Annotated in this window: 12 protein-coding genes; 6 read left to right on the forward strand and 6 right to left on the reverse strand. The window is 33.9% G+C overall.

Annotated features, from left to right (window positions below; all coding sequences use genetic code 11):
* Positions 1-42: 42 nt before the first annotated feature.
* Positions 43-1,407, reverse strand: coding sequence for a saccharopine dehydrogenase family protein (locus FC091_RS03285; protein ID WP_138432846.1), 1,365 nt, complete (start codon positions 1,405-1,407; stop codon positions 43-45).
* 81 nt (positions 1,408-1,488) lie between these two features.
* On the opposite strand from FC091_RS03285, the gene FC091_RS03290 reads away from it, so the two are divergent.
* Positions 1,489-1,878 (forward strand): DUF423 domain-containing protein, encoded by a 390-nt coding sequence (locus FC091_RS03290; protein ID WP_171032443.1) that lies wholly within the window; start codon positions 1,489-1,491, stop codon positions 1,876-1,878.
* Positions 1,879-1,942: 64 nt separating this feature from the next.
* Positions 1,943-3,547 (forward strand): phosphoenolpyruvate carboxykinase (ATP), encoded by a 1,605-nt coding sequence (pckA, locus tag FC091_RS03295; RefSeq protein ID WP_138432848.1) that lies wholly within the window; start codon positions 1,943-1,945, stop codon positions 3,545-3,547.
* 75 nt (positions 3,548-3,622) lie between these two features.
* On the opposite strand, the gene FC091_RS03300 is transcribed toward pckA, so the two are convergent.
* Positions 3,623-4,372, reverse strand: a complete 750-nt coding sequence (locus FC091_RS03300; RefSeq protein ID WP_138432849.1) for a uroporphyrinogen-III synthase — start codon at positions 4,370-4,372, stop codon at positions 3,623-3,625.
* 16 nt (positions 4,373-4,388) lie between these two features.
* A complete protein-coding gene (locus tag FC091_RS03305; RefSeq protein WP_138432850.1) occupies positions 4,389-5,039 on the reverse strand; it encodes a DUF4271 domain-containing protein in 651 nt (216 codons plus the stop codon).
* A 137-nt stretch (positions 5,040-5,176) separates the two neighbouring features.
* On the opposite strand from FC091_RS03305, the gene FC091_RS03310 reads away from it, so the two are divergent.
* From FC091_RS03310 to FC091_RS03320, 3 genes are all read left to right on the forward strand, one after another.
* Positions 5,177-5,902, forward strand: coding sequence for a polyprenol monophosphomannose synthase (locus FC091_RS03310; RefSeq protein WP_138432851.1), 726 nt, complete (start codon positions 5,177-5,179; stop codon positions 5,900-5,902).
* 5 nt (positions 5,903-5,907) lie between these two features.
* On the forward strand, positions 5,908-7,251 hold the full coding sequence (locus tag FC091_RS03315; RefSeq protein ID WP_138432852.1) for a dihydroorotase: 1,344 nt from the start codon (positions 5,908-5,910) through the stop codon (positions 7,249-7,251).
* 90 nt (positions 7,252-7,341) lie between these two features.
* On the forward strand, positions 7,342-7,791 hold the full coding sequence (locus tag FC091_RS03320) for a DUF4296 domain-containing protein (RefSeq protein ID WP_138432853.1): 450 nt from the start codon (positions 7,342-7,344) through the stop codon (positions 7,789-7,791).
* Here FC091_RS03320 and FC091_RS03325 read toward each other — a convergent pair.
* The gene (locus tag FC091_RS03325) at positions 7,788-8,810 is read right to left on the reverse strand and encodes an NAD-dependent epimerase/dehydratase family protein (protein ID WP_138432854.1); all 1,023 of its coding nucleotides are present in this window, start codon (positions 8,808-8,810) and stop codon (positions 7,788-7,790) included. The two genes, FC091_RS03320 and FC091_RS03325, sit on opposite strands and share 4 nt — an antisense overlap.
* An 83-nt stretch (positions 8,811-8,893) precedes the next feature.
* Between FC091_RS03325 and tyrS the strand changes: the two genes are divergently transcribed.
* Positions 8,894-10,189 carry a tyrosine--tRNA ligase gene (tyrS, locus tag FC091_RS03330; RefSeq protein ID WP_138432855.1) on the forward strand — a complete coding sequence of 432 codons (1,296 nt, stop codon included), beginning with the start codon at positions 8,894-8,896 and terminating at the stop codon, positions 10,187-10,189.
* Positions 10,190-10,294: 105 nt separating this feature from the next.
* Here the strand turns inward: tyrS and FC091_RS03335 are convergent, their stop codons facing one another.
* Positions 10,295-11,275, reverse strand: a complete 981-nt coding sequence (locus tag FC091_RS03335) for a LuxE/PaaK family acyltransferase (protein ID WP_138432856.1) — start codon at positions 11,273-11,275, stop codon at positions 10,295-10,297.
* 72 nt (positions 11,276-11,347) lie between these two features.
* Complete coding sequence (locus FC091_RS03340; RefSeq protein ID WP_138432857.1) at positions 11,348-13,387, reverse strand: T9SS type A sorting domain-containing protein; 2,040 nt, start codon at positions 13,385-13,387, stop codon at positions 11,348-11,350.
* Between the last annotated feature and the right edge of the window lie 104 nt (positions 13,388-13,491).

Consider the following 13,491-nt stretch of genomic DNA (forward strand, 5'->3'; position numbering starts at 1 on the left):
CTTTTAAATCGAAAGTTAAAAATAAGAAAAGGATTATAAATTTTAAAGATTAAGAGGATTATAGCCTAAATATGGCACCTTTTTCTCTTTAAATTGAACACCATAGGTTTTCAACTCTTCTAAAATAGGTGTGTACACTTCTTTTGAGATAGGGATTTGTACACCTGGGGTTTTTATTTTCCCATTTAAAATATCTAACGTCGCCATAGCTACTGGTAAACCCACAGTTTTAGACATTGCAGTATATGTTTGATCTTCACCAACCACAACCATAGTAGAATCTATTTGGCGCTTCTCACCATTAAGCTCATAGCCAAACTTGTGGTACATTACTATCATGTCCTTATCCTCAGGATCTAGCGTCCAGCTATCCATTAAAATTTTTTGTAGAATTTGAGCTGGAGTAGCTTTATCTAATTCTACCATTTTATCAGCACTAAAAAGATCGAGCTCTAAAAACTTATCCCAAACAATATCGTCTTGGTCAATTTTAAGCGCATGTCTAAATTTAAGTTCAACAGAATCTGTTGGACTGTATGGTAAGAAGGCATTTACAAAGTCGCGATAGCTCATGTTAATGCTATCGTCTATAGTGTAGCTATCGTCAGTCATACCAAGCTGTACAAAAACATTCCAAGCTCTACTAAAACCAACACGTCTCATTGTACCACGATATAGGGTACGAGCATGATCTAACCCATAAACATGTTGATATTTTAAAGAATCTCTATTAGCATAGGCTTCAAAACGACCATAACCATCAATATCTAAAAATTCAGTTCTCCTAAATAATCTACCGTACGGAATGTATTTAAATTGGTTTTCCTGTAAAAATTTGGCAGCACCACCTTGTCCTGCAACTACGACATTTCTTGGATTCCATGTAAATTTATAGTTCCATAGGTTGTCATCACTTTCTGGAGCAACTAAACCTCCAGTAAACGACTCAAATAAAAGTACCTTACCTCCATTGTCTCTAATGCGGTCTATAACTTGTATGGCACTCATATGGTCTATGCCAGGGTCAACACCTATTTCATTCATAAAAATAAGGTTGTTTGCCTTTGCATCTTCATCTAGATCCTGCATTTCTTTACTAACATAAGATGCAGTTACCATGTGTTTTTTGTAGGTGACACAATCTTTAGCTACCTCAACATGAAAACGAGCAGGCAACATAGAAATTACGATATCTGAATTTTTAACAGCCTCACTTCTTGAGTCTGACTTAAAAACATCTAAATGAATGATGTTTACTTTTGAGTTTTCTCCTACTAGTTTTTTCGCATTTTCTGTGTTTAAATCTCCTATAGTTATCTGAAGATTTTCAGATTCGGACTTGTCTAGTAAGTATTTTATAAGGTATGATGAAGATTTCCCTGCACCAATGATTAAAATCTTTCGCATAGTAGCTTTATATGACTAATTTTGTAATGCACGAATGTAATAAATACCCTAAGTAAAAGAAACCAAAATCACACTATACTTATGAACAAAAAAATATTAATAGTTGGAAGTATTCTAGGATTGTTAGGAATAATTCTAGGAGCCTATGCAGCTCATGGCTTAGAAAAAATAGTTGATGCAGATGCTGTAAATACATTTGAAACAGGTGTTCGCTATCAGATATACCATGCCTTTTTTCTTCTCATACTTGGTGGCACTTCTTTTGTTAATTCAAAGATAAAAAAAATAGTTTTTTACCTAGTACTCGTTGGTCTATTGTTCTTTTCGGGTTCTATATATGGTTTGGCAACGAACGACCTTTCAAGTTTTAATTTTAAGACAATTGCTGTAATTACACCTGTAGGAGGATTGCTGTTAATATTGGCATGGGCAACGATGTTAATCGGTATTATAAGAAATAAGGTCGATTAATAGCTTTTAACAACGACTTTTTAAAATAAAGTTATAATTTTGCGTCCTAAACAACACAAAAATTATGGTAAACCATACATCTTCAACGAAAACGATTTCGTTAGAAAAATATGGCATTAAAGATGCCACAACTCACTATCAATTAGAGCCAAAAAAATTACAAGCCATTACTGTAGAAAAAGGAATGGGTAAAGAAACACCTAATGGTACTTTGGCCGTAAATACTGGAAAGTTTACTGGTCGTTCTCCTGAAGATCGCTTTTTAGTGAAAGACGATTACACAAAAGACAGAATTTGGTGGGGAAAATCTAATAAGGCCATCACGCCAGAGCATTTCGATTACTTACAAGGTGAAATTGAAAATTACCTAAGTGGTAAAGAGATTTTTGTTAGGGATGGTTACGTTTGTGCAGATCCTCAATACAAAATGAATGTAAGAACTGTAACAGAATATCCATGGTCTAATATGTTTATTTACAACATGTTTTTAAGACCTACAGCAGAAGAATTAGAGAATTTTGAAGAAGAGTGGTTGGTGCTTTGCGCACCAGGATATGTGTGTTCAGATCCTGAAAATCATGGATTACGACAAGGTAATTTTTCAATATTAAATTTTACAAAAAAGATTGCCTTAGTGGGAGGTTCTGCTTACACAGGTGAAATGAAAAAAGGTATTTTTACTGCCTTAAACTTTATACTGCCAGTAGAAAAAAATGTTTTACCAATGCACTGTTCAGCAAACGTAGGTGATAATGGTGAAACTGCTATATTCTTCGGACTCTCTGGTACTGGTAAAACTACCTTATCTACAGATCCAAATAGAAAATTAATTGGTGATGATGAGCATGGCTGGACAGCAGAAAATACAATTTTTAATTTTGAAGGTGGTTGCTATGCAAAAGTTATTGATTTATCTGAAGAAAAAGAGCCAGACATTTATAGAGCAATTAAACCAGGTGCAATCCTCGAAAATGTGATTTTTAAAGAAAATGGGGAGGTTGATTATTTTGATAGCTCAATCACACAAAATACAAGGGTAAGCTACCCTATTTACCACATAGATAATATTAAGACTCCTTCTTATGCATCTAACCCAAAGAATATCTTCTTTTTAACAGCAGATGCTTTTGGTGTGTTACCTCCGATCTCTAAATTAACACCTGGACAAGCTGCATATCATTTTATTTCAGGATATACTGCTAAAGTCGCGGGAACAGAAGCTGGTGTTGTAGAGCCACAGCCATCATTTTCGGCTTGTTTTGGTGCACCTTTTATGCCATTGCATCCTACTAAATATGCTGAAATGTTGAGTAAAAAGATGCAAGAAGCTGGTGTAAACGTTTGGTTGGTTAATACTGGTTGGACAGGCGGACCTTATGGAGTTGGTCGCCGTATGAAATTAAAATATACAAGAGCAATGATTACTGCCGCTATGAATGGTGATTTAGATAATGTAGAGTTTAGAAATCATTCTGTATTTAAAGTTGCAATTCCTAACACGTGTCCTAATGTGCCTACAGATGTTTTAAGTCCTAGGGAGACTTGGGGTAACGACGAAGGCTATTACAAGACTGCAGACAAACTAGCAAGATTTTTTAATGAAAACTTTAAGAAGTTTGAAGAGTATGCAAACGATGAAATTATGGCAGCTCAACCTGTCGTAAAGTAATTGAAGCAATTTCAATCAAATAAAAAAAGCGATTCTAAATGAGAATCGCTTTTTTATATCAATATTTTAAAATACTTATTTCCCTTTATTAACGCTGTCAATATACTTCTGCAGAGCCATTGTCATAGACGGAGTCTCAGGAGTTGGTGCAGCAATGTCTACACGTAATCCTTTTTCTTTAACAGCTTTTATTGTTGTATTTCCGAAAACAGCAATACGCGTATCGTTTTGTTTAAAGTCAGGGAAATTATGAAATAAAGATTCAATACCAGATGGGCTAAAGAATACCAAGATATCATAGTAAACGTTAGCTAAATCAGACAAATCACTTATTACAGTTTTGTAAAATGTAGCTTGTTTCCAGTTAACACCTAAGCTGTCTAAGTTTTCAGGTATTATAGGTTTTACCTTATCTGTTGTAGGTAATAAAAACGATTCATCTTTATATTTTTTAATTAAAGGAGTTAAATCCTCAAAAGTACGTTTACCAACATAAATTTTACGTTTTCTGTAAACTACATATTTTTGCAAGTAGTAGGCAACAGCTTCAGATTGGCAGAAGTATTTCATAGTGTCAGGTACTTTAAAGCGCATTTCATCAGCTACTCTAAAGAAGTGATCTACAGAATTTCTACTAGTAAGTATAATAGCAGTAAACTTACTAAGATCTATTTTTTGTTGTCTGATATCTTTTGCTGAAACACCTTCTACATGTATAAAAGGTCTAAAGTCAACCTTAACTTTTTGCTTTTCTTGCAAATCAAAGTATGGTGAGTTCTCTATTTTAGGCTCTGGTTGCGATACTAAAATCGTCTTCACTTTCATATGTAAACCCCTTTATTTAAAAGTTATACTCGCTAATTACCTTGTATAAAAGCACATAAGGCGCAATTTCGAGAGCGCAAAGATACAATAAAAAATAGAAAAAGTTGGGATTTATTAATTTTTGATAGTTTTTAAATGAAGTTATAAAACCAATAAGATTTATTAATAAAATCAGAATAAAAGATACAGTTATTATAATCCTAGGATTTGTAAGCGTGTAGAGTAACAGTGAGTTAGTGACAATTAAAACTAAACCAGAATAATTAAGAAAAGTGATTTTTTGAAATAAGTAGGCATCAATAATGCTGTCAATTTCAAAAAGACTAGCAATAAGTCGCTCTAATAATGTCTTAATTATCACAACGGTCGCAACGGCCAACAGTAGTTTTAAAAAAGAAATTAACTCAAATGTTAATGGTGAAACAAAAGTAGAATAGCTAAAAAATAAAAATATACTTCCTGAAAAAACCAGATTGACAAACAGTAATCCATCAAAAGGGTCTATAAACTTCTGATCTTTACTGTAGATTTTAAGGTATTTTGAATTTCCTATAATAGCTATAAAATCACTAAACCGTAGTGCGTTTAGAAATTTGGCAATAGCAAGTGCAAAAATTCCAAAAACTGTAAAAACTGTAAACCATTCGTGAGTTATAAAGTTCCTCATGGTGCTAAGTTATAAAGAAATTAAAGGTAACCATAATTAAAATCTTAATAAACTTATAACAGTTTTTAATCCACTAAAAACTTTACATTTGTCAAAATTCTATCGGTAAAACCAAAACGTGTTTTAAAAGTATATAAATGTCTGACGCACTTGTCATAATCCCAACTTATAATGAGATTGAAAATATTGAAGCTATTTTAAAAGCTGTATTTTCGCAAGACAAGTCATTTCACGTTTTAGTGGTAGATGACAACTCTCCAGATGGCACAGCAGACAAGGTTAAGTCTATTCAGCAAGATTATATAACTCAGCTACACTTGTTACAACGTGAAAGAAAAAGTGGTCTAGGAGCTGCTTACATTTCGGGTTTTAAATGGGCTTTACAAAGTAATTATAAGTTTATTTTTGAAATGGATGCTGATTTTTCCCATAATCCGGATGATTTAATAAAACTGTATGATGCTTGTGCCGTTAACGGTGCGGATATTGCTGTTGGATCGAGATATGTTAAAGGAATTACAGTTGTTAATTGGCCTTTGTCCAGAATATTGTTGTCTTATGGCGCCTCACGTTATGTAAGGCTAATAACCGGAATGAAAGTAAAGGACTCTACTGCAGGTTTTATATGTTACAAGAGAAAGGTCTTGGAATCCATTAACTTAAACAAAGTAAAATTTGTTGGTTATGCTTTTCAAATAGAAATGAAATTCAAAGCTTATAAAAAAGGCTTTAAAATTGTAGAAATACCTGTTATTTTTAAAGATAGAATTAAAGGGAAATCAAAAATGAGTGGAAGTATTATTTCTGAAGCAATTTTTGGAGTTATTAATTTAAAATTGAAAAGTTTATTCACTAAGTCATAGTAAACATGAAAAAACAAACCCTCATAAAAAATGCTAAAATCGTCAACGAAGGTAAAATAGTTGAAGGCGACATACTTATTGAAGACGAAATTATAAAAGAAATAGACAGTTCTATTAGTGTTAAATCCGCAGACATAACTGTTATTGATGCCGAAGGTAACTACGTTTTGCCTGGTATGATAGATGACCAAGTGCATTTTAGAGAGCCTGGCTTAACCCATAAAGCTAATATAGAGTCAGAATCTAAGGCTGCATTAGCTGGTGGTATTACATCTTTTATAGAAATGCCTAATACTAATCCACAAACGACAACTGTGGAAAAATTAGAAGAAAAATTTACCATTGCTGCAGAGACGTCTTACGCCAACTATTCCTTTATGTTTGGTGGTACAAACGATAATTTAGATGAGATATTAAAAGTAGATCCTAAAACAGTTGCAGGATTAAAATTATTTCTCGGATCTTCTACAGGAAACATGTTAGTTGATGATCCAGAAGTATTAGAGAAAATATTCTCGAGTACAGATATGGTTATTTCAGTGCACTGCGAGGATGAAGCTACTATTAGAGAAAACCTAGAGCAATATAAAGCGGAGTATGGCGATGATATTCCAATGGAAATGCATCCAATTATAAGAAGTGAGGAGGCTTGTTATTTGTCATCTTCTAAGGCAATAGAATTGGCAAAAAAGACAGGAGCTAGATTACATGTGTTTCATTTGTCTACAGGGAAAGAAACCAATTTGTTTACAAATAAAATTCCGCTAAAAGAAAAAAAGATAACCGCAGAGGTTTGCATCCATCATCTATGGTTTTCTGATGAAGATTATGCAAAAAAAGGTAGCCATATAAAGTGGAATCCAGCTGTAAAGACAGCTAAGGACAGAGAACAGTTGCTTAAGGCGCTGTTAGACGGTAGAATAGATGTTATAGCCACAGACCATGCACCTCACACCTTGGAAGAAAAAAGCAATCCCTACACGAGCGCTCCTTCTGGTGGGCCATTAGTTCAGCATGCATTAGTAGCCCTATTAGAAATGCATCATCAAGGAAAAATTTCAATAGAAAAAATTGTAGAAAAAGCATGTCATAACCCAGCAATTCTTTTTGATGTTGAGAAGCGAGGCTATATTAGAGAAGGCTATTATGCAGATTTGGTCATAGTGGATGCCAATAGCCCATGGACGGTAAATAAAGGAAATATTTTGTACAAATGTGGTTGGTCTCCTTTTGAAGGTAATACCTTTAAAAGCAGAATAACGCATACTATTTTAAATGGTAACTTGGTTTACAACAATTTTAAAGTATTAAACGTTAAAGCTGCGAAGCGATTAACTTTCAATAGATAAAAGCCCATAATGGGCATTAGGCAAGTAGAAGCATTACACACCATGATAATCAAATAGCTGAATCATATGTTTTTGCAAATTTTTTAATAGATGAAACAATTCTTTTACATATTAGTTTTAATTGTCTTTGTGTTTTCTTGTGATAATAAAAGCAAGCCACCAAAGCCAAATAATCTCATTTCTACAGATAAGATGGAAAATATTCTTTATGACCTATATGTAATTAATGCGGCTAAAGGAGTTAATAGAAAGCTATTAGAAGATAAAGGTATTGTGCCAGAGTCATATGTTTTAAATAAACACAAAATTGATAGTGCTCAGTTTGCTGAGAGTAATGCTTACTATGCTTTTGATACGGATTTATATAAATCCATGGTATTGAAGGTAAAAAGCAGATTGCAGAAGGATAAAGAAAGGTTTGAAGATTTAGAGAAAAAGGAAAGTAAAATAGCTAAGCGTAGAAGAGATTCTATGAGTAAGATTAATAACAAACGAAAAGATTCTATCAAAAAAGCATTAAAACAAAAAGCTAGTAATTAATTTACTTTTAAATCTTTTAGATACAACACACAAACTTCTTTAATTGATTGGTCAATAGACTTAAACTCAATACCTATTGCAGTTTTGATTTTAGAGTTATCGTATTTGGTAATGCTTATCGCAGATTTGGCAGTTTGCTTTGTAAGATTTCTTCTAGAGCCTGTTAATTTGTGTTTTAACCAATCTAAACGCCAAGCAATATTTAAAAGCCAAGGCTTAGCTTCTTTCTTAGGAGGGCTCACATCTAGATTTTGTGCTACTTTGTGTTGAAAATCTTTAAAACTCAGGTTTTCAGCGATTAAAATATAATTTTCATTTTTAATATTACTCTCCATTAAGGAAATCATAGTATTTACCACATCAAATACATCAACATACCCAACAACTCCATTTACGTAATATGTCATACCTTCATGTATTTTTCTGAACAAATTACCACTGCTTCCACCTTTCCAATAGCCAGCACCTAGTATAATTCCAGGATTTACAATCACAGCATCAATCCCTTCTTGTGTGCCTCGCCAAACCTCGAGTTCTGCACCATATTTTGTAATGGCATAAACGCTGTTGTCCTCTTCGGGATTCCAAGCCGTTTGTTCAGTAATAAGCTTTGAAGAATCTTCATGATGTCCAATTGCAGCTATTGAACTTACATAGCATAGTTTTTTAATAGAATAACTAATACAAAGATTAACAATGTTTGCGGTACCTTCTATATTAATTTTTCGCAATTGATGGTATTTGTCAGGTTCAAAAGAAACAAAAGCTGCACAATGATAAACATGTGTAATGCCTTCAAAAGCCTTCTGAAGTTTTGGGATGTCATTAAGATCAGCTTCTACCCATTCAATTTTATTAAATAGGTTTTCAGACTCATTAGAAAAATAACCAAAAACATGGGCAACCCGTTTTAAGGTTTTCTCTCGTCTGTAGATTGCACGAACACTTTGTCCATTTGAGACTAACGTATGGAGCAAATGTGAACCTACTAATCCTGTTCCTCCTGTGACTAAAATCATAAGGCTAAATTACGTTAAAATTGTCTTTTGTCTTTTAAAGTGGAAACATATCTTTGCCTACATCATATTACACGAGTTTAAGAATGAAAAATTTTGTCGAAGAATTAAAATGGAGAGGCATGTTACACCAAAGTATGCCTGGAGTAGAAGAACATTTGTTAGAGACTATGCGAAGTGCATATGTTGGTTTTGATCCAACGGCAGATTCTTTACACATCGGTAATTTAGTGCCAATTATGTTGTTGGCGCATTACCAGCGTTGCGGACATAAACCAGTGGCTTTGGTTGGTGGTGCAACAGGTATGATTGGTGACCCTTCAGGTAAATCTAGCGAACGTAATTTGTTAGACGAAAAAACGCTACGTCACAATCAAGAATCCATAAAAAAGCAATTATCTCACTTCTTAGATTTTGAAAGTGATGCTACTAATGCGGCAGTTTTGGTAAACAATTATGATTGGATGAAAGAATTTTCATTTTTAGAATTTATCAGAGATGTCGGTAAGCATATTACTGTAAACTATATGATGGCTAAAGACTCTGTGAAAAGTAGAATTTCTGGGGAGTCTTCTAATGATGGTATGAGTTTTACGGAATTTACGTACCAACTAGTACAAGGTTATGACTTTTTGCATTTGTATAGAGAGAATGACTGTACAATACAAATGGGAGGAAGTGACCAATGGGGAAATATAACCACAGGTACAGAGCTAATACGTCGTATAGGTAATGGTAAAGGTTTTGCAATTACTTGTCCGTTAATTACAAAGAGCGATGGCTCTAAATTTGGTAAGTCTGAAGGGGGAAATGTTTGGTTAGATGCTAAAAGAACGTCGCCTTATAAATTCTACCAATATTGGTTAAACTCAAGTGATGAGGATGCTGAAAAATATATTAAGATTTTCACTTTCTTAACAGAAGAAGACATTAAAGCGGTTATAGAAACTCATAGTGAAGCTCCACATTTAAGAACATTACAAAAGAAATTAGCTGAAGAAATAACCACTATGGTGCATTCTAAAGAAGATTATGAAAATGCAGCTAAGGCTTCAAACATTTTGTTTAGTAAGACGTTTAAGGAAGATATTAAGACTTTAGATGAAGCTACCTTTTTAGATGTTTTTGAAGGAGTACCTCAAGCATATATTTCTAAAGCAGAATTTGATGAAGGTTTAGATATGATTGGCGCATTGGCTGTAAAAACCAATTTTTTAAACTCTAATGGTGAAGCAAGACGTGCTTTAAAAGAAAATTCTATCTCAGTTAACAAAGAAAAAGTAAAAGAAGATTATCAGTTAACATCAGAAGACTTGGTTAACAATACTTATATCATACTTAATAAGGGGAAGAAAAACACTTACATAATAAAGGTTGAATAATAAAAGTGCCCAAAATCTCTTTTGGGCACCATCTAACCAATCAATCAACTATTGAAAATCTTTCTTTTCGATAGCACTTATTTGGTCGTAATAGATTAGAAAACCTTACAAGGCCATTAAATTACAGCCTCTAATGTCAGAGTTGTCGAACCTGCCTATGATTTCAAACTGTCCATTTTCAGAAGTTTTGCCTAAATCATGAGAGGCAATAAATGAACAAGAATTAATATTTGCCAAGTCAATAATATTGATACCACCTGTTTTATTTGAAGGTAATATAGTTAAAGCGTCCTCAGTATCTCTGGTTAAAATTTTCATCCAACGCGGACACTCAAAAATCCCGTTACCTTTAGAATATGCCTGACTCAAAAGTTCCGTCATACCATACTCACTATGAATTTGGTTAACGCAAAAGCCTTTTTTAAGCTGGTCATGGAGTTCTTGTCTTATGATCTCTTTTCGTCTGCCTTTCATACCGCCAGTTTCCATTACAATGGTATGTTGTAAGTTAAATTGAAACTGTTCAATCAAATCTAATAATGCAAAAGAAACACCAATTAAAAGTGTTTTTTGGCCACTTGCTTCAAGCTTATTAAGTGTCTTTGATAAGTCTTCAAGATTGTTAAGGTAAAAGCCACTGACCGGATGTTTAGATTTCTGTATTAAATCATCAACCATGTAAATAAGCGATGAGCCTTCTCGCTCTAAGTAAGAAGGCAACAAAGCCAATACAACATAATCTTCAACACTACCATAAAAATGTTGAAAGCCTTTTAGATAGCTTTCTTCATAAATATTTAGATTAGTTATTAAGTGTTTGCTTGTTGTAGTTCCTGTAGTGCCAGAACTTGTAAAGGTTTTTTCAATGCTATTTTGAGAGCTTAAAACCTCATGTGTTTTAAAGAATTGAATGGGTAAAAAAGGAATCTCTGTAAGACTATTTACATCGGATGGATGTTTGTATAATAAATCACAGAAAGAGCGATAAACAGCATTGTTTTCAAACTGAAATCTAAAGATATCAAGTGCTAATGCCTCAAATTCGGCATTGGTCTTAATATTAAAAATAGCATCTTCAGAAATCATTTTACAAAAGTATTGAAAATAAAAAAGCGCAGCTAAGTATCAGCTGCGCTTTCTTTATGATTAAAACAATGATTATTTAATAACTAACTTTTTAGTCGTAGTAGCATTGTTTTGAGTAATCTTTAAAATGTATACACCAGTATTTAAATTTGAAACATTTAACGTATTGTGAATTAAAGTTTCATTCTTAACCTGCTTACCAAGAATATCAAATACTTGTACGTTCATAACATCACTATTAGATGATGTAATTGTTACTATACCAGTATTTGTTGGGTTAGGGTAAATGGAGAAAGTAGTATTCTCAAAACTATTAGTTGATAAACTATAATCGTTTACAGCACCTGGAGTTCCTAAATCTCCGTTACCGATATCAGAAGTAGCAACACCCCAATTAGCACCATCATCATTATCAGTAGCATTAAGGGCTGTTACAGAAAGTTCCATACTAGCGCCTGATGGGTCAGGGAAGGTAGCTCCGTTATCCCAAATAACTTGATCAATAGTACCTCCACCACATTCTATAATAATACCATCTGTACTATTTCCTAACGAAATGTCATTACCATAGTTGTAGTCTAACGTTGGTACAGTTGTAGATACGTTGCCAATAACAATGTAACCATTAGCAGGAATTACTAAAGAAGAAATAATTGTGTGTGTCTCGCCTGTTGAAACATCGTCTTTAATTACCCATCCTTGAAGATCTATACTAGAACCAGTTGTGTTATACAGCTCAAAATATTCACCAGCAGGATCAGTATCTGCACTAGGATTTTGCATAACTTCTGTAATGATTACATCACCTACATTTGAACAAGCAGCAGCAGGGTTCACGTTACCTACTACAGATTCTGTTCTGTCAGTAGCACCAGTAGAAGTAACAGTTACATCACCAGTGTAATTACCAACAGCAAGCCCAGCGTTTAACCTAACAAAAATATCAGTGGAAGTTACCTCGCCAGACATATCTGGTGTAATAGTTATGGAATTAGCAAAACCACTACCTGAAGTTAAAGAAACTTGGAAGTTTGTTGGAGCTGTAATTACTAGGTCATCTGTTAAAAACAATGCAGATACACCAAAGCTGTCATCAGTTGAAGGGCCGTTTCCAACAGTATATTCTAAATCAGAAATACTCCCTGAAGTGTTTATCAAAGGATCTGCAGGAGCAACAGTACCTGTTAATGCTAATGTAGCATCAGTAGCTCCCATAGAAGAAGCCGTTGCATCACCTGTGTAAGTGTTAACAGTTAAGCCAGAAACTAAGCGAATATAAACATCTGTTGGCATGACAGTACCACCTGTTTGTGTTATAACTACAGAACTAGCATAAGGGCCACCAGAAGTTAAAGATACTTCAAAATCAGAAGGAACACTTAAAGTTATATCGTTAGTTAAGTTAATACCTGAAATTGAAAGTGTTTCTTCTCCTGAAGGACCATTGCCTTCATAATAAAATAAACTAACAGAACCATTAAGGTTTATAGTAGGTGTAGTCGATGCTGTTGTTGAATAAGAACCTATAGGAAAAGGTACAGTACATTCAGCATTTGTTGCACCACCTTCTAATTGATTGGTTCCACTGTAAGTCCAATTTAAAGTGGTGAAAGTGGAGCCTTCTGGTCCTGTTCCATCAATTCTATATGCCCATCCATCAGTATGTTCCCATTCAGGACATGTTGTTCCGCCAGCGTTTGGATCACAATCAATTGTTCCGAAAACATCTATCACAACAGGTGTTGTGTCAACATTAGAAAATAATTCAACGGCGTCATCACCATTAATACCCATAGATCCAGTTGTATAATTTGGTGCAAAACCAAAAAAGTTTGTAAATTGAGTAGATTCCGTAGCAACGTATAAGAAAGTACCTGCTGTAACTGCATCTGCAGGAAACGTAAATTCAACACCATCAGAACCACCACCATTATTTGCACTCCCGATACCGTAAGTGCTTAAATCAGCGATATCGTTAACAACATATATTTCAACACCCTTTGGTGTACCACCAGAAAGTGGGCCATCATAAGCTCCCGTTATAATAAGGTCTTGCCCAAAAGACAATGAAGTAACTAAGACTGTTACTAACAAAAAGTAAAGTTTTTTCATAATTGATTTTTAAAAAATTAGTTCGTAAATATACTAACAAATACTGAGCTTTAAGAGAAGTTTTTGTCAACAACGTGCTTTTTTACAATAAGTTAACATCCGAT

This window comes from Winogradskyella algicola (assembly GCF_005869935.1).
Lineage (GTDB): Bacteria > Bacteroidota > Bacteroidia > Flavobacteriales > Flavobacteriaceae > Winogradskyella > Winogradskyella algicola.

Coding starts and splice junctions, on each gene's coding strand:
- FC091_RS03290 (WP_171032443.1), top strand. CDS start 1,489: ATGAACAAAAAAATATTAATAGTTGGAAGTATTCTAGGATTGTTAGGA.
- FC091_RS03325 (WP_138432854.1), bottom strand. CDS start 8,810: ATGATTTTAGTCACAGGAGGAACAGGATTAGTAGGTTCACATTTGCTC.
- pckA (WP_138432848.1), top strand. CDS start 1,943: ATGGTAAACCATACATCTTCAACGAAAACGATTTCGTTAGAAAAATAT.
- FC091_RS03300 (WP_138432849.1), bottom strand. CDS start 4,372: ATGAAAGTGAAGACGATTTTAGTATCGCAACCAGAGCCTAAAATAGAG.
- FC091_RS03335 (WP_138432856.1), bottom strand. CDS start 11,275: ATGATTTCTGAAGATGCTATTTTTAATATTAAGACCAATGCCGAATTT.
- FC091_RS03310 (WP_138432851.1), top strand. CDS start 5,177: ATGTCTGACGCACTTGTCATAATCCCAACTTATAATGAGATTGAAAAT.
- FC091_RS03305 (WP_138432850.1), bottom strand. CDS start 5,039: ATGAGGAACTTTATAACTCACGAATGGTTTACAGTTTTTACAGTTTTT.
- FC091_RS03320 (WP_138432853.1), top strand. CDS start 7,342: ATGAAACAATTCTTTTACATATTAGTTTTAATTGTCTTTGTGTTTTCT.
- tyrS (WP_138432855.1), top strand. CDS start 8,894: ATGAAAAATTTTGTCGAAGAATTAAAATGGAGAGGCATGTTACACCAA.
- FC091_RS03285 (WP_138432846.1), bottom strand. CDS start 1,407: ATGCGAAAGATTTTAATCATTGGTGCAGGGAAATCTTCATCATACCTT.
- FC091_RS03315 (WP_138432852.1), top strand. CDS start 5,908: ATGAAAAAACAAACCCTCATAAAAAATGCTAAAATCGTCAACGAAGGT.
- FC091_RS03340 (WP_138432857.1), bottom strand. CDS start 13,387: ATGAAAAAACTTTACTTTTTGTTAGTAACAGTCTTAGTTACTTCATTG.